The organism is Helicobacter pylori, assembly GCA_008032955.1.
Taxonomy (GTDB): domain Bacteria; phylum Campylobacterota; class Campylobacteria; order Campylobacterales; family Helicobacteraceae; genus Helicobacter; species Helicobacter pylori_DC.
In genome coordinates this window covers 114,500-130,216 of the sequence record CP032046.1, presented here as the reverse complement: position 1 = coordinate 130,216, position 15,717 = coordinate 114,500, and the positions used below count along the sequence as shown (strand labels likewise).

Genomic DNA, 15,717 nt, shown 5'->3' with positions numbered 1-15,717 from the left:
CTTTAGTCTTGCTCTTTTAAGATTTCGTATTTGTATTTCAATTCCTCTTTGCTCTCTGCGTTGTTAGGATCCGGTAAAATCGCATCTACAGGGCATACGCTCACGCAACGAGGCTCATCATCATACCCGTAACACTCCGTGCATCGATCTGGATCAATATTATAAATGGGATCGCCCTCTTCAATCGCCTCACTAGGGCATTCTTCTCTGCAAGCATCGCATGCAATGCATTCATCATTCACCAATAATGACATGACTAACTCCTTTTAAAAAGTTTGAATACGATTTTTACTCTAAATTAGCTTAAAATTCAATCTAAAAAGACTATTTTTTTTTGATTATAAGAATGGGGGACTTTTTCTAGCACGCCTAAAACCCCTAAATCTTTTAAATGGGTGTAATCTGGCTTGTGGGTTTCTACAAACACGCCTAAGCCCAAACGCCAAGAAAATTCTACCATGCCTTTTAGATCTTCTTTTAAAAGCTCTTCATCTAAAATGACCCCATCAGAGCCTTGAACAAGCGATTCTAAAAGCTGGTAGTGGCTGATGAAAAGATCCTGATGGACAATCAAAGAACTCGCATGGCGGCGCAATAACCCTAAAACTTCTAAATCAAACACGCTTGGCACGCCTATTTCGTATAATCCTTTGAAATTGACAATGACGCAATCGGTGCGGGTGTTTTCTTTCAAAATCTTTTCTAAAACCTCATCAGGGGTTACAAAAACACAATCTTTAGTTTGAGGAATGACTCTAGGCAAGTAAGGGTTATACGATAGGCTTTTACCCAGCATTTCATAAGAGAGCATGCCCTCTTTTAAGGCTAAGCTTTTTTGTAAATTTTCTAAAATCCCTATTTCTTGCATTCTTGAATGATCTTATTGTGTTCTTTTAATTCGGGTTCGGCTTGAATAAACTCTTTAGCGATGCTAGAAAAGATTTTTTTAGCCTCCAAACAATTCCCTAATTTGTAATAACCCCATGCTAAAGAATCCAAATAAAGCACTGATCCAGAATCTAAGGCTAAGGCTTTCCTCACAAAATCCATGCCCCTTTTAATATCTAAGTCATAATCTATTAAGGAATACCCTAAAAAATTATAAAAGAAAGCGTCTTGCGCGTCTTCTTTATCTTTAGTTTTAGCAAGCCAAGCTTGGCGCTCTTTGGTGGCTTGCTCTAATTTTTGAATAATGGGCAACATCTCTTCTTTGGTGAGTTTTTTCTTATTCGCGCTCAAGCTTTCATAATGATAAATCGCCTCTAAGCCTAAGAATTTAGGGTCTTTTCTTTCTTGATAGATTAAAGAAGCCTGTTTGGAAGCTTGATCGAATTTTTTTTGCGCGGTGTATAAGTCTAGCAACAAACGCCTGTCAAAGGGGAATAATTCTGCGATTTGCTGGGCCTTATCAAACTCTTTTAACAAGATTAATACCCCTATGTAAAATTGGGCGTTTTGAACAATAGGGTTTTTTTCATACAAACGAGCGAAAGTCGTTTTAGCCAAATCAAGCTCGTTAAATTGCGTGAAGGTGTTGAGCGCTTTTTGGCACAATTGCTCTGAGCAACCATACCTGTCTATATGAGATTGCAACAAATCCAAGCCTTCTTTTTTGCGGTTTTGCAAAAAATAGATTGTAATGAGTTTTTCTAGGCTGTCTTCATCATGCACTTGGTTATAAAACTTATTCAACAACGGGAAAGCCTTATCCAAACGCTTTTGAGTCAAATACAAAGTCCCTAACACATTGTCTGTGGCTATGGTCTTTTCTTCTTTACGGATTTTGTGTAATAGTTCAATCGCCTTATCAATCTGCCCCATTTGCGCATAGCCATCCACTAAAATCTTATTGATAGAAACATCGTTACGATTATTGGTGATTTTTTGATAGAGCATGGCTAAATGCATAGCGGTTTTAATGTCCCCTAAACTCGCCGCTGAAATGGCCGCTTCTTTAGCATACACCACTTTATTGGTTTGCTTGTAAAGATTCATATACCCTTTTTGAGCGGCTGCAAAATCCCCTCTATGGAAAGCGTCTGAACTCAACAGGATTTGATGATCTTCTGAAAGGGTTTCAGCCTTAAGGCAAGAAAACAGACTAAAAAACAATATATTTGCTAAAAATCTTTTCTTTGTTTGAATATTCATTATTTTATTTCCTTTTTTGTGTAACTAAAGTGAATTTTAGCGCACTTTAGTTTCTTTGGTTTTTTGTGTGATGCCCGGACAGCTTTGACAAAAAGCTTCTTTTTGCTCTTTAGAGAAAGTTTTCACGCTCTCCCAAAAAGGAAAAGTTTGGCATTGCTTAGGGCGCACGCTATAAATCTGGCATTTTTTCGTCTCCAAATCCAAAAACACGCACGCCAAACCCAACTCTTTAGCGTCTTTTTCTAGTAAAGAGAACTTATACCCCACCTTTTTAACGTATTTTTGACTGAATTCTTCTAATTCTAATTTTAAAAAAGCGCTAATTTGTTGCATTTCTTGGATATTCAAAAAAATATACCCGCTTTCTCCCACGCAACACTTTGCCCCACAACCCTCGCATGCCTTAGGATTAAAACTGAAATCAAAATCTTGCATTAAACTACCCCTATCCTATTGGAGATCAATACTCACGCTAAATTGCACCAACAACCCTTCATCATCTTTTGAAATTTTTAAGGGCAATTGGCTTTGAGCGCTCGGTAAATACTTGTTGATTAGGGTGAAAAAAAGATAGGTCTTTTCCAATTCGCTCGCTCTGGCCATGATAAAAAATTGGGTTTTTTGAAGGGGGTTTTGAGAGAGCAAGGGTTTGATTTTATAGGCATCAAAACATTTTTTTAAAATCTTTTCTAAAATCCGCCTGGACTCTTCATCATTAAAAATCTTTAACAAAGATTCGCTGGTTTCTTTTTGATTGCGATAGTTTGCTAGGGCTGTTTCAAAATGCCTTTGTGCGTATTCTAAAACGCTTTTTTTACGATTTTCTTCTAAAAGGATTTTTTTTAATTCCAGCATGCTAGGCCATAGAAAATACTCGGTGTTCAACCAACCCAATAAGGAAAAAACCCCTAAAAAAACGAGGTTTTTAATGATAAACCCCACATCGCCTGATTGCTCTCTGTCCAGGTGTGAAAAATGCAATGGTTTCATTTAATAGACTCCGGGTTTTTTATCAGTAAGGAATTAGAAAAGTTAGTGGAGACAAAATTAAACCACCCATCGCTTAAAGGGAAAAATTCCGCCCTAGAATAATCAAACATGGGGTTTAGTTTGTTTTGAAACAAAAAATAAAAGGCTTCTTTAGAAGGGGTTTTACCGCTAACCACCACGCTTTGCTGGTCTATTTCAATGCTATTAATAGTGATGGAATCCGGCACAATATTTAAAAGCCCTTGCAAAACATCTCGTATATCATCGTTGTAATTCAAACGCTTTTTGGCTTCTTTAATGAGTTTTAAGGTTTCATCAGTCTTAACCTGTAAGCGGCTGATTTCATGGCGGTAGAGCCTTTCTTGGATCATCAAACTAGACGCGTTGTCTTGAGTGCTTTTAATAGCGTTATGCATAAACCACACTAACCCCCCTATTACCACAAAAGATAAAAAAATGTAAAAAACCCAAATTTTAGAAAGCTTGCTGATAAGGTATTTCGCTCTTGGCTCAATGTAACTAAAACGCATGCTTTTCATTCTCCATGCGCGCTAAAATGTTCAAGCGCTCCACTAAAGAAAAATCAAGCCTATCCACTTCTATCATCAAAGTTTCTTGCAAATGCATTAACGCTTTGTGGTGGATTTGACAACTGTCTAAAACAACCACCTTTTCTACAAAGTCTATCTCTCTAGAATGATAGACGCTGCGCAATCCCTCTTGCAAAACATCTGCAATTAAGGGGATATTCGTCATGCCTTCAATCAAACTATAAGCGTCCTCATTCTTTTCTTTACTATCCTTACTGCTGTCTAGGCCTATCGCTTCTTCAAGGCTGTCAATATCTTCTTGGATTTCACTCAAAAACAAATTCACAGCCTCATTATCCATTTCCATAGAATCCTCTTCCTTGCTCTCTATAAACTCTTCAGGTTGTTCTTCTAAAAACACGGATTTGGCTAAAAAAATCTCTTTTTTATCCGCAATCAAAAAATAAAATCTTGAACGCTCCAAAAGCAAATACAACAACGGCTTATTTTCTAAATTATCACGCACAAAATCATAAATAAGGCTAAAAGGCGAAAACAAAAAATCCACATCCTGGATTTTAAAACGCTTAAAATCCTTTAAAAAATCCTTAGATTCCACATAAACGCAATACTTTTGATTGACTTCGCAAGCATGATAATCTTGATTTTCTTGTTTGATTTGTTCAAACGCCTGCTTTTCGCATAAAACCTCTTTAGCCTTACTCATCGCGCTGAAATAAGTGTAGGGGTATTTTTGGCTATAAGTTCTGGCGATTTTTAAGGCTTGAATAGGGACTTCACCATTTTTAGTCTCCACTTTAGTCTCAAAAGTTTTAAAAAATTTCTCTTTAATGCGGTGGTTTTTAACCCTTAAAATTTGAGCGGATAAAAGATTGTGATCCACATTAAAAGAGATATACACTTGAGAGCAAAACCTCTCTTTAAACGCTTTTTTTAACCCTTTAAGCACCCAAACCCCTTTGAGATTCTTCAAATCCAACAGAATCCATGCGCGTCTTTAAATATTCTTTAGCCCTTGAAAGTTCCCATTCTTTAGGGATGATTACAGATTCTAGCATGTAATAATGCACTTCGCTAAAAGGCTTAGGGATTTCAAATTGATCCCAAGTGTTCAACCGCCATGCGTTTTTACAAACCACCCGACAAACGCTAATCCCCACGCCTGATTTTTGAGCTAAAGCGATCACCCCATCCGCTATGCTGTGCCGTGGGCCTTTGGGGCCATCAGGAGTGATAGCGACATCGCAACCTTCTTTCAAGCGTTTAAGCCCCTCTATCAAAACCTTAACCCCTCCTTTTTTGCTAGAACCTCTAATGTTTTTAAAACCAAAGCTTTCAAACAAACCCGCCGCAATAGAGCCGTCAAAATGCTGGCTTGCGATCACATAAACAGAAGGTTTTTCAAGCCTTAAATACGCAAACCCGATCATGCCAAGCTCCCCATGCCAACAGCTTACAATAAAGGGTTTTTCTTTTAAATTTTGAGCTAAAAAATAGCGGTTTTTACAAGTTTTATGCAACAACCAAAGGACTCCAAACGCCAAACGAGGGACAACCTTTAAAACGATATTTTTCCTGAAAAATTTTAAGCTCAATTCTCGCCTTTAAACCCGCTCTTCATTGGTTATTTTTATTAGTTGCCTTTAATGGCCGCTATCAAGCGCCCTTTGGAATGAGAAATAATCTCCACTTTTACAAGCTCGCCCGGGTTTCTTTTTTCTTTACACGCTACTTCAATGAATTTCCCCGTATCGCTGCACCCCTCAAAACCCGCAATTTGCCCATCAGCTTCACGCCTATTTTCCACCAACACCACATGCGTTTTACCCACTTCTAGCTTGGCTTTTTCTTCTAAAATTTCTTTGTGCCTGTTTTGCAACCTCTCCAACCTTGAAGATGAAACTTCTAACGGCACTCTCTCCTTCCAAGCTCCCGCCTCAGTGAAAGGGCGTGGGGAATAAATGAAACTATAGAGCGTGTCAAAGCGCACTTTTTCTAGAACCTCCATCGTGTCTTCAAAATCCTTATCGCTCTCATTAGGGAAGCCTACGATAATATCCGTGCTGATACCCACTTCAGGCACTAAAGCCTTTAATCTCTCCACCCGATTTAAAAACCACTCTTTACTATAACCCCTTCGCATCATCTTTAACACCGCACTAGATCCACTCTGTAAGGGCATGTGGATACTCTTGCACACTTTAGGGTTTTTGGCAAAGCGTTCTAAAAATACATCATTCATGTGCAAAGGGTGAGGCGAAGTGAATCGTATCCTTTCAATGCCTGGAATTTCGCTCAATTTATCCAACAAATCGCTAAAATCCACTTTCACATGCTCGCTGCTGAAACGAACGCCGTAATTATTCACATTCTGCCCTAAAAGCATGAGCTCTTTAGTGCCGTTATTCGCCAATTTCTCAGCTTCTCTTAAAATCAAATCCATAGGGATAGAAATTTCTTTCCCCCTAGTGTGCGGGACAATGCAATAAGCGCATTTTTTATCGCAACCTATAGAGATGTTTAGTAACGATCTAATTTGAGCCTTTTTTTCAAAAAATTCAAACGCATACGCGCTTTCATCATAATCAATCGCCACTTCAACCGCTTTTTCTTTATGGATCACTTGAGAGATTTTAGACACATTCCTAGCCCCTAACACAAAGCTCACGCTTGGGGCTTTTTTCAAAATATCCGCTCCCATGTGGCTTGCGGTGCACCCGCAAACCCCGATTTTGGCGTTGGGTTTTTTGATTTTAGCGAATTGCCCGATTTCTGAAAACAATTTCCGTTCAGGTTTTTCGCGCACGCTGCAAGTGTTGATTAAAATCAAATCCGCTATTTTAGGGTCATTGGTCTCTTTATAGTCTAGTTTGGATAGTTCGCTTAGTAGATGCTCGCTATCCCTAGAATTCATGGCACAACCCATGGTTTCAATATAAACTTTCAATACAAGCCTTTAAATAATGTGCAATTCATAAAGAAAATCTTTTTCATCAGTGCTGACCCTCACCTCATCTAAATAAGCCGTATGGCCTTTTTCTTTGAAAAAATCCACCGCTTTGAGCATGTCTTTATGGGCGTTTGTGGGGGCAAAATAGAAAATAGAACGCTTGTCTTCACTGAATTTGTGATACAAATCCTCTAATTCCACGCTCTTAGCGTCTGATTTTCTTGTATTCTTGGCTAAAACTAATTTCATTGACTCTTTCCTTAATTGATTTGGATTTCCCATTTTAACGCATTCTGTCTTTAAAACAAATTAGATCACCCTTTTCCCCCCTAAAAACAAGCGCTCCACTTCTTTAGCATGCAATAAAAATTGCAAGATCGCTTGCTCTTTAATGAATTTTTCATTAAAACCAAACACGCTCAAATCCGCTCTCTTATTAGCTTCTATCTCGCCATTATTTAAGGCTAAAGCTTTAGCCCCATGCCTAGTCGCCCCTAAAAGAGCGATCTTAGCTAATTCTAATAACGGCATGTTATGGGTGAGCAAAAACGCCCTCAATTCGTCTAAAAGACTCAAAGAAACGTTGGAGCTCAAGCCATCAGTGGCCACGCTCACGCTCAAACCAGCTTCTTTAGCTCTCTTTAAATCCAACGCTTTCCCACTCAACAAGCGGTTAGAAAAGGGGCATGTGATTAAAAAAGCGTTTTTGACTTGAGATTTAATCCTTTTTAACGCTTCTAAAGAAGCGAACTGGTTATGCACAAATAAAGTGTGCGTGTCTTCAAACATGTCAATGTAATCGTTCGCGCCCTTATAGAGCGATTTAAAATGAGACTCTTTTAAAAAATGCTGGTAAAAATTTTCAAACCACCCTTTAGAATTTTCTACCCATTCTAACTCTTCAAACGATTCTAAAAAATGCGTAGAAAGCAGGCTTTGTGAATCTTTGGCCAATTGGATAACGCTCAAAGCCATGTCTTTTTGGACCGAATAAGGAGCATGCACAGCGAGAGCCGCTTTAAGCTTTGCATCTTCCAAATCTTTTAGCTCTTTAAATTTCGCCTCAAACGCTTTTAATTTTTCTAAAGAATAGCTGCTCCCTAAAAACTCTAAAAACACGACAGCACTCAAGGGGCTTTCTTTTAATAAATCAACTTCTATCAAGTGGTTAGAAATCGCTCCCACGCTCCCCACCCCGCTTTTTAATTGCGTGCTGATAGCGTTTTGAATAGCCCCTTGGCAATTTTCTAAAATCGCCCCCCCATTGTTTAACACGCTCCCTAACCAACTAGAAAAACTCCCGTAATTAAAACTCGCCTTGTTGTTGGAAAATTCAAAATGGGTGTGTGCGTTGATAAAAGCGGGCAACAGAACGGAATTTTCAAAAAACTGTGCCTTTAAGTGGGGGTATTTAAGCGTTAAACTTTGATAATCGCCTATTTCAACAATCTTTTCATCAAAGACCACGCCATAATCTTCTAACACTTCGCACTTTTCATTGCATAAAAAAACTAAAGACGCTCCTATGATTTGCATGCATTCTCCTTAATAAATGTGGTTTGCCCTTTTAAGATCATTCTTTGCACTTCGCCATACAATTCCAAACCATAAAAGGGCGAATTTTGATTACTCACTCCTGTTTGAGCGTTTAAATCCACGATCATCAAATTGGCTAATTGGTTTTCTTTAATCTCGCCTGCATTGAGTTTTAAAAACCTCGCTTGATTGATTGCCATGACTTTAATGAGCTGTTGGAAGCTGATAACCTTTTTTTGAACTAAAAAAGTATAAGCCACGCTAAAAGCGTCCTCTATGCTCTCACACCCAAACGCGCTTTCTTCAAAAAGCTGTGCGTTAGAATTTTTAAAAACATGAAGGCTTGTGAGCATGGCGATTTCGTTATTTTTTAGGGCTTCTTTTAGGGCGTTTTGACCTTCCTTATCCCTTAAAGGAGGGGCGATTTTAAATCGTGGCTCATAATCTTCATACACGCTCTCATCTAAGATTAAATGGCTTAAGGGCGTTTGGGCTTGTAATTTCGCTCCTAAATCATTAAAGGCTTTGATGAGTTTGAGCGTGGTGATACTATTCACTTTATCTAAAAGCATGGGGATTTGTAACGCTCTAGAAACTTCCATGAAACGCACCAAGTGCGTGTTTTCAAACGCATTGTCTACAAAATTCTGCCCCAATTCATAGGCTAATTCCCCACTATTTAGGGCTTCAAAAGAATTTTCTAAAGAGACTAAAAGGGGTAAGTTGTAAGATTTAGCATAATGGCTGATGAGTTCTAAAAAAGCGTCAGATGGCGCGATTAAAATTTCCCCTCCTTTATTTTTAAGCGTAGCGATGTCGGCTAGTTGGTTGTTTTTAATTGCCATAATATTTTTAATGCCGCTTTGATCGCCATTGAAAACATTGAGTAACCCTACCCCCCCTTTAAAAGCCTTCTGTTTTAAATTTTCATAACCCTCCAAACCAGTAACGCTCAAATCAATGAAGCTTGGCAGCACGAATAAATCCCTGCACTCAATCACTTCTTCATTTTTGGTAGGGCTTAAGTTTTCTTCAATCTCTATAATGAGAGAATCTTTTAAGCGGATATCCGCTCTTTTTAAAACTTCATCATCATAAAACGAAGCGTTTTTTAACAGCATCAAACTCTCCTAATTTTGTAAAAAGTTAGTCAAGCTTTCTAAAGAATTTGTCATGATCAATATTCCCATTAAAATAAGCACCAACCCTGAAACGATTTCAATTGCGCGGTTGTATTTCTTTAAGGATTTCAAAAATAAAAGTGCTCTTTCTAGCATTAAAGCCACCAATAAAAAAGGGATCGCCAAGCCCATTACAAACACCACCATAAGGATTAGACCATAAGCGTCCTTACTCGCGCTCATGATCACAATAGAAGTGAATATCGGTCCGATGCATGGCGTCCAGCCTAAAGCGAAACTCATGCCCAAAAGAAAGGGGTAAAAGCGCTGCATGCTATTAGATTTGCTCGCTAAACCAACGCTTTGGGTTTTATACAAAAATGAAAAACGAAACACGCCTAAAAAATGCAAACCAAAAAGGATCACAATCCCCCCAGCGATATAATTCACCCAGGCAAACGAAAAGCTATGGATGAGCTTGGCCATAGACATGCCCACGCCCAAAAACACGAGCGAAAACCCCACCACAAACATCAAGGATTTTAAAAAAACCGAAACCCTTTTAGCCTTACCATCTTTAATATCCTCTAAAGAAATTTGAGAAATATAAGACATATACGCCGGGATTAAAGGCAACACGCAAGGGCTTAAAAAAGTTAAAATCCCGGCTAAAAGCGAAGTTAAAAGAGGCGCTGTGTCAAAGAGATTAACAAGCGTGTTATCAAACATCATTCAATCCTTTTTTCAAAATAACCATTTCTTATTTTTTTAGGATAACCAAACTTCACTTAATCTTAGGCACAATTTCGTTATTTTCTACCACAAACGCCACGCTGTCATTCTCTTTAATTTTATCCTCTAAAATGAGTTCAGCGAGCTTGTCTTCTACCATTTCATAGAGCGCGCGCTTTAGGGGTCTAGCGCCATAGAATCTGTCAAATCCCGCTTCGGCGATCAATTCTTTTGCCTCTTCGTCTAGGGTTATATTAATGCCTCTTTCAAGCGCTTTTTTTTGAATGTTTTCAAAGAGTATCCCCACGATATTAATGATAGCATGGCTATCTAGGGCGTTAAAGGAGATGATTTCATCTAAGCGGTTTAAAAATTCCGGCTTGAAAAATTGCCTCAAGCTCTCTTTAATCGCCTTTTGTTTATCGGCTTCGCTCAAATCCTCTTCTAAAAGCGCGCCGCTAGCCACATTGCTGGTTAAAATCAAAATCGTGTTTTTGAAATCCACCCTCACGCCCTTACTATCGGTTAAATGCCCTTCATCTAAAACCTGCAACAAGAGGTTAAACACATCCGGATGGGCTTTTTCCACTTCATCTAACAGCACCACGCTATAAGGCTTTCTGCGCACCGCTTCGGTCAATTGCCCGCCTTCTTCATAGCCCACATACCCAGGAGCAGCCCCAATAAGACGGCTGATGGCGTGCTTTTCCATGTATTCGCTCATGTCAATTCTTATAAGATTTTTATCGCTATCAAATAAGAATTGCGCCAAGGCTTTAGCGCTCTCGGTTTTACCCACGCCTGTTGGCCCTAAAAAGAGGAAACTCCCTATAGGTTTATTGCTATCGCTAAGCCCGGCCTTATTCCTTTTAATCGCTTTAGCGATCGCTTTAATTGCTTTTTCTTGCCCCACCACTCTTTTTTGCAATTCGCTTTCAATGTTTAAAACCCTATTTTTTTCGCTTTGGAGCATTTTTTGGACTGGGATATGCGTCCATTGGCTCACGATCTCAGCGATGTTGTTTTCGGTTAAAGCGTTTTGCAACAACGCCCCGTTTTGTTGCATCGCTTCCCATTTGTGCTGCAATTCTTCTTCTTTCTTTTTGTTTTCAGGGATTTTAGAATATTCAATTTCACCCGCTTGCTGGTAATCCCCATTGCGCTTAAACCTCTCAGCCTCTTTTTTCAAGCTTTCCATTTCCATTTTCAAGCGTGAAATTTCTTTAAACACTTCTTTTTCGTTTTCAAATTGCGCTTCTAATTGGATTTTTTCTTCTTTCAGATCGCTCAATCCTTTAAGGATTTCTTGCATGCGTTTGTGATTGCTTTCTTTTTTTTCCATTTCAAGGGCTTGTTTTTCCATTTCCAGTCTTTGAATGGAGCGCTTAACGCTAGAGAGTTTGGCCGGCTCTGATTCCATTTGCATTTTTAATTGAGCCGCCCCCTCATCAATCAAATCAATCGCTTTATCGGGTAAAAACCTATCGGTGATATAACGGCTAGAGAGTTTAGCGCTCGCTATGAGCGCGGAGTCATTGATGGTGATATTATGGTGCGTTTCTAAAGTTTCTTTCAACCCCCTTAAAATCTGTAAAGCTTCATTGATGCTAGGCTCATTGAGTAAAATGGGTTGGAAACGCCTTTGTAGCGCCATGTCTTTTTCAAAATACTTGCGGTATTCTTTTAGAGTGGTCGCTCCAATCGTGTGCAATTCTCCCCTAGCGAGCGCGGGTTTTAAAATATTAGCCGCATCCATGCCCCCCTCACTAGCCCCAGCCCCTACAATCGTGTGGATTTCATCAATGAATAAAATCACATTCGCGCTTTTTTTAACTTCTTCAATCACCTTTTTCAAGCGCTCTTCAAACTCGCCTCTGTATTTCGCCCCAGCCACCAACAAGCTTAAATCTAAAGCGACGACTCGTTTGTTTAAAAGCGTTTTAGGCACTTCCTTATTCACAATGCGTTGGGCTAACCCTTCCACAACAGCTGTTTTCCCCACTCCAGGCTCACCCAATAAAATAGGGTTATTTTTTGTTTTTCTTATCAAAATTTGCATCATGCGAATGATTTCTTCATCCCTCCCGATCACGGGATCCAGCTTATTTTCTAGGGCTTTTTGCGTCAAATCAATGCCAAATTTTTCCAAACTTTCCAAATTAGAATCATCGTTTTTACCTTGAATAGTCGCACCTTTTCTTAAAGATTCTAAAGTTTTTTGCAATTCCTTAGTGTCTAAATAAGGTTTTAAAACGCTTTCAAAAAGGCTCATATTCGCCAAAAGATACACATCGGTAGCGATGAAAGAATCGCCCCTTTTAGCCATCAAGCCTTGAGCGTTTTCTAAACTTTGGATTAGAGCTTGGTTTAATTGGATATTTTGCTTATTGATTTGTGAAACTTTAGCGAACTTATGCAACTCGCTTTGAACGCTAAGTTTTAAAGCTTGAATATCCACAGGCATTTTTTGTAAGGCTTGAATGAGAATGCCTTGGGAGTTATTGAGCATGGCAAAAAGCATGTGCAAGGGCGTTACTTCAGCGTTTTTATGGTGTAAGGCTAAAGCGAGCGCGCTGTCTAAAGTCTCATGCAATTGGTCAGTCATTTTTTCAAATAAATTCATTATCAATCCTTTTTGAGTTTTAAAATCTTTACTATTTTACACTATTTTAACCCTCAAAGGTTTTTAAAACGCTCACACTAACGACAAACTCTCCAAAATACGCTTTTTAGACAACTCGCAATATTCTTTTTCAATCTCTAAACCCACGCTAAAACGCCCTAAAGCGTTGGCTTCTAAAATAGTCGTGCCAGATCCGCTAAAAGGATCAAAAATCGTGTCTTCCAAAAAAGAAAACAATTGGATGCAACGCCTGGGTAATTCCCTTGGGAATGGGGCTGGGTGCTTTAAGCGCTTTTTGGATTCGCCGCTAAAATTCCAAAGCCCGTTCGTGTAGAGCAAAAATTCCTCTCTACTCATCGTAGAAGTTTGTTTTTTTCGTTTGTATTCGTTTTTATAAAAAACGACGATCAACTCCACAGGAGCGATCGCATAGGGCGCGCTAGCTTGCAGCCAACTCCCCCAAGCGGTGCGTCTTGAAATATTGCTTTCATTCCAAATGATCGTATTTTGGTATTTCCAACCGCATTCTTTAGCCACTATAATAATATCAGCCCCTAAACTTTGCTTGCCATGTTTATTTGTATCTAAAGGGACATTCAAGCACAATCTCGCCTGTTCCTTAACCCAAAAATAACAATTTTTAAGCCAATTTTTGCACCAACTCAAATAATCATCATAAGCCCTAAAATCATTGCTCCCCTGATATTCAATGCTCAAATTATAGGGCGGTGAAGTAACGCACAAATCATAAAAACCTTTTTCAAAAGTCTCTAAAACGCTCGCATCACCATGGTATAAATCCAATTTTTCCAAACTGAAATAAGGTTTCATAAAAGCCTTTTTAAATCTTCTAACAAATTCTCTATGCCCTTAATTTTAGGGCTTTGATCAAAATGGCTTTTGGCTAAATAAAGGCCATCTAATTCATGCTCCATGACGATCCTAGCTTTTTTAGGCTTGCCTTTAAAACTGATTTCATCATCGTTATCCGGTGTTATCATGAAAACTTTAATGTGAGAAGTTATGGGCGATTGTAAAAGTTTTAATTTCCAGTAAGGCGTTTCTGTGAAACGCTCTCTAAACGAATTTTTTACCGATAAAATCGCTAGAATTTTGATATTGTCCTTGTTGGTTTGATAAAGAATAATATCTGGCAAAACGCTATATTCTCCAAAATGCACCAATAAAGCCCGTTTGACTTTATCCAGCTCGCCATTAATGCGCTTAGCCCTTAAGATTTTATCATTCGTCATTTTGACATTGTTTTTAATACAAAAATCTTTTAATAAAAGTTCTATGATTTTTTCTAACGCCCTTCCAACCGCGCTGACAAAGCCTTGTCTGACCAAAATACTAGCCTCTTCCTTGCTTTTATTTTGCTTCATATAATCGTTCATTTTATGGTTTAAAAAGCGTTCTTTTTCTTGCGCGTAAAAAACCTGCAAAAACTTGTAAGGCTCAGGGTATTCTCTCATAAAATCTTTAAAACGCTCTAAAATTAATATCGGCTAAACTCAATCCAAACACCTTAATCCATAGAAATCCATCAAATTATAATACAAAACTTTTTTATAATGGCTGGTGTTTTAAAATCCCTTTGGCTCTATATAAGGGATTAAAGAGAAGAGTTATTTCAAAATACCCTCTATCCTCTTAAGAGTTTTGCCATAGAATAAGTCTAAAACGATAAAACAAAGTTTTAAGAAGCAAATTTTTTTAAAAACAAACACCAATATTCACTAACCGCACTAATCGCTTAAAGTCATAAGTCTTGATAGTGATTTTCAAACCCCTACACCCTATCCACGCTCAAAATTTCAGCGCTCGCTCTGGCTTTTTCATTGTTTAATTCAATTTTATCGCCCATTTTTAATGCCTCTAATTCTATCGCTTGATCATTCTTACTCACAAACGCCCCGAATTGGGGCAATTTCAAATTTGCGTAAGCGAGTTTGAGGGCGTTTTCTAGCCTGTTTAAGCGCTCTGTTTTAGTTTGTAAAAAAGGGCTTGTTAATGCTTGAATAGAGATTTTTTCTAAAAGCGTTTTTTTAAAGCGTAAAAATTCTAGGGTTTTATTGTCTAAAGCGATTGTTAGTTTCTCTAGTTTTAAAGCGTTTAAATGGTGCTTGTTTTCAAAACTCAATCGTTTCAAAGAAGCCGCTAAATGCTCTAAATGCGCCTTTTTTTGATGGAGCAAAGTTTTAAAAGAGCGGCGCAATTTCACATTAAACCCATCAAGTCTTTGCAACCACTCATCGCTACTAGGGAGCAAGATCTCCATCGCGTTTGAAGGCGTAGAAGCCCTTAAATCCGCCACTAAATCGCTCAATAAAAAATCGCTCTCATGCCCAATAGCTGACATGCTGAAGGTTTTAGCCAAATACAGAGCATCGGCGATTTTTTCATCATTGAAAGAATACAAATCCTCCATGCTCCCCCCACCCCTAGCCACTACAATCGCATCAAAAGCGTTTTTTGTGTCATGAAAACTATCCGCATAAGCGATGCTCTCCACCACGCTTTGAACGCACCCTTCCCCTTGCATTAAAGTGTTGATACAGACTAATTCGCATATCGGCCATCGTTTGGAAGCGATCTTTTTCATGTCCGCCCAAGCGGCTGAATTTTGAGAAGTGATGACTGCCACTCGTTTAGGAAAATGCGGTTTGGGTAATTTATTCGCTTCATCAAAATAGCCTTTAAGGCGTAATTTTTCTTTCAATTGTTCTAAAGCTAGGGTTAATGAACCTATATCTTTAGGCTCTATTTCAAAGCAATTGATTTGATAATCCCCCCTTGGAACATACACGCTAACACCCCCAAAAACAACCATTTCCTGCCCTTCTTTTAAAGCGAATTTGATCCTGTTAGCGTTCCCTTTAAACAGCACGCATTTAATAACCGACTGGCTGTCTTTGAGCGAAAAATACGCATGGCCGCTCACCTTATGGATAGTCAAATTACTCACTTCCCCTTGAACCCTAACTTGCAAAAAAGTCGCTTCTAAAAGGGCTTTGATTTGCACATTGATTTCGCTCACGCTCAATACATGCATCAACTCCC

At 38.7% G+C, this 15,717-nt stretch carries 17 protein-coding genes; all 17 read right to left on the bottom strand.

Annotation, left to right across the window (positions count from 1 at the left end):
• Positions 1–2: 2 nt before the first annotated feature.
• The 17 genes from D2C72_00660 to D2C72_00580 all read right to left on the bottom strand — a co-directional run bounded on the left by D2C72_00660 (position 3) and on the right by D2C72_00580 (position 15,709).
• Entirely contained in the window at positions 3–254 is a 252-nt protein-coding gene (locus D2C72_00660; protein ID QEF42990.1) for a 4Fe-4S dicluster domain-containing protein, read from the bottom strand.
• Between the two features lie 56 nt (positions 255–310).
• Positions 311–868: an indole-3-glycerol phosphate synthase gene (locus tag D2C72_00655; protein ID QEF42989.1), complete on the bottom strand. Its 558-nt coding sequence runs from the start codon at positions 866–868 to the stop codon at positions 311–313.
• Positions 856–2,151, bottom strand: a complete 1,296-nt coding sequence (locus D2C72_00650; protein ID QEF42988.1) for an ATP-dependent nuclease subunit B — start codon at positions 2,149–2,151, stop codon at positions 856–858. Before D2C72_00650 ends, D2C72_00655 begins: the two co-directional genes overlap by 13 nt.
• A 36-nt stretch (positions 2,152–2,187) precedes the next feature.
• Positions 2,188–2,586 carry a YkgJ family cysteine cluster protein gene (locus D2C72_00645; GenBank protein QEF42987.1) on the bottom strand — a complete coding sequence of 133 codons (399 nt, stop codon included), beginning with the start codon at positions 2,584–2,586 and terminating at the stop codon, positions 2,188–2,190.
• Between the two features lie 15 nt (positions 2,587–2,601).
• Positions 2,602–3,141 (bottom strand): hypothetical protein, encoded by a 540-nt coding sequence (locus tag D2C72_00640; GenBank protein ID QEF42986.1) that lies wholly within the window; start codon positions 3,139–3,141, stop codon positions 2,602–2,604.
• On the bottom strand, positions 3,138–3,671 hold the full coding sequence (locus D2C72_00635) for a hypothetical protein (protein QEF44148.1): 534 nt from the start codon (positions 3,669–3,671) through the stop codon (positions 3,138–3,140). Before D2C72_00635 ends, D2C72_00640 begins: the two co-directional genes overlap by 4 nt.
• Entirely contained in the window at positions 3,661–4,641 is a 981-nt protein-coding gene (locus D2C72_00630) for a hypothetical protein (protein ID QEF42985.1), read from the bottom strand. The genes D2C72_00635 and D2C72_00630 overlap by 11 nt, the downstream gene beginning before the upstream one ends.
• Positions 4,634–5,287 (bottom strand): DUF374 domain-containing protein, encoded by a 654-nt coding sequence (locus tag D2C72_00625; protein ID QEF42984.1) that lies wholly within the window; start codon positions 5,285–5,287, stop codon positions 4,634–4,636. The genes D2C72_00630 and D2C72_00625 overlap by 8 nt, the downstream gene beginning before the upstream one ends.
• Before the next feature lie 38 nt (positions 5,288–5,325).
• On the bottom strand, positions 5,326–6,639 hold the full coding sequence (miaB, locus tag D2C72_00620) for a tRNA (N6-isopentenyl adenosine(37)-C2)-methylthiotransferase MiaB (protein ID QEF42983.1): 1,314 nt from the start codon (positions 6,637–6,639) through the stop codon (positions 5,326–5,328).
• A gap of 9 nt (positions 6,640–6,648) precedes the next feature.
• On the bottom strand, positions 6,649–6,891 hold the full coding sequence (locus D2C72_00615) for a hypothetical protein (protein QEF42982.1): 243 nt from the start codon (positions 6,889–6,891) through the stop codon (positions 6,649–6,651).
• Positions 6,892–6,951: 60 nt separating this feature from the next.
• Positions 6,952–8,178, bottom strand: coding sequence for a metal-dependent hydrolase (locus D2C72_00610; protein QEF42981.1), 1,227 nt, complete (start codon positions 8,176–8,178; stop codon positions 6,952–6,954).
• Positions 8,166–9,299, bottom strand: a complete 1,134-nt coding sequence (locus D2C72_00605; GenBank protein QEF42980.1) for a dihydroorotase — start codon at positions 9,297–9,299, stop codon at positions 8,166–8,168. Before D2C72_00605 ends, D2C72_00610 begins: the two co-directional genes overlap by 13 nt.
• Before the next feature lie 9 nt (positions 9,300–9,308).
• Entirely contained in the window at positions 9,309–10,031 is a 723-nt protein-coding gene (locus D2C72_00600; GenBank protein ID QEF42979.1) for a cytochrome c biogenesis protein CcdA, read from the bottom strand.
• A 52-nt stretch (positions 10,032–10,083) separates the two neighbouring features.
• Positions 10,084–12,654, bottom strand: coding sequence for an AAA family ATPase (locus tag D2C72_00595; GenBank protein QEF42978.1), 2,571 nt, complete (start codon positions 12,652–12,654; stop codon positions 10,084–10,086).
• Between the two features lie 72 nt (positions 12,655–12,726).
• Positions 12,727–13,485 carry a site-specific DNA-methyltransferase gene (locus D2C72_00590; GenBank protein QEF42977.1) on the bottom strand — a complete coding sequence of 253 codons (759 nt, stop codon included), beginning with the start codon at positions 13,483–13,485 and terminating at the stop codon, positions 12,727–12,729.
• A complete protein-coding gene (locus tag D2C72_00585) occupies positions 13,482–14,129 on the bottom strand; it encodes an endonuclease (GenBank protein ID QEF44147.1) in 648 nt (215 codons plus the stop codon). The genes D2C72_00590 and D2C72_00585 overlap by 4 nt, the downstream gene beginning before the upstream one ends.
• A gap of 317 nt (positions 14,130–14,446) precedes the next feature.
• Positions 14,447–15,709, bottom strand: coding sequence for an exodeoxyribonuclease VII large subunit (locus tag D2C72_00580; GenBank protein QEF42976.1), 1,263 nt, complete (start codon positions 15,707–15,709; stop codon positions 14,447–14,449).
• Positions 15,710–15,717 lie beyond the last annotated feature (8 nt).

Coding starts and splice junctions, on each gene's coding strand:
- D2C72_00660 (QEF42990.1), bottom strand. CDS start 254: ATGTCATTATTGGTGAATGATGAATGCATTGCATGCGATGCTTGCAGA.
- D2C72_00655 (QEF42989.1), bottom strand. CDS start 868: ATGCAAGAAATAGGGATTTTAGAAAATTTACAAAAAAGCTTAGCCTTA.
- D2C72_00650 (QEF42988.1), bottom strand. CDS start 2,151: ATGAATATTCAAACAAAGAAAAGATTTTTAGCAAATATATTGTTTTTT.
- D2C72_00645 (QEF42987.1), bottom strand. CDS start 2,586: ATGCAAGATTTTGATTTCAGTTTTAATCCTAAGGCATGCGAGGGTTGT.
- D2C72_00640 (QEF42986.1), bottom strand. CDS start 3,141: ATGAAACCATTGCATTTTTCACACCTGGACAGAGAGCAATCAGGCGAT.
- D2C72_00635 (QEF44148.1), bottom strand. CDS start 3,671: ATGCGTTTTAGTTACATTGAGCCAAGAGCGAAATACCTTATCAGCAAG.
- D2C72_00615 (QEF42982.1), bottom strand. CDS start 6,891: ATGAAATTAGTTTTAGCCAAGAATACAAGAAAATCAGACGCTAAGAGC.
- D2C72_00610 (QEF42981.1), bottom strand. CDS start 8,178: ATGCAAATCATAGGAGCGTCTTTAGTTTTTTTATGCAATGAAAAGTGC.
- D2C72_00605 (QEF42980.1), bottom strand. CDS start 9,299: ATGCTGTTAAAAAACGCTTCGTTTTATGATGATGAAGTTTTAAAAAGA.
- D2C72_00600 (QEF42979.1), bottom strand. CDS start 10,031: ATGATGTTTGATAACACGCTTGTTAATCTCTTTGACACAGCGCCTCTT.
- D2C72_00595 (QEF42978.1), bottom strand. CDS start 12,654: ATGAATTTATTTGAAAAAATGACTGACCAATTGCATGAGACTTTAGAC.
- D2C72_00590 (QEF42977.1), bottom strand. CDS start 13,485: ATGAAACCTTATTTCAGTTTGGAAAAATTGGATTTATACCATGGTGAT.
- D2C72_00585 (QEF44147.1), bottom strand. CDS start 14,129: ATGAGAGAATACCCTGAGCCTTACAAGTTTTTGCAGGTTTTTTACGCG.
- D2C72_00580 (QEF42976.1), bottom strand. CDS start 15,709: ATGCATGTATTGAGCGTGAGCGAAATCAATGTGCAAATCAAAGCCCTT.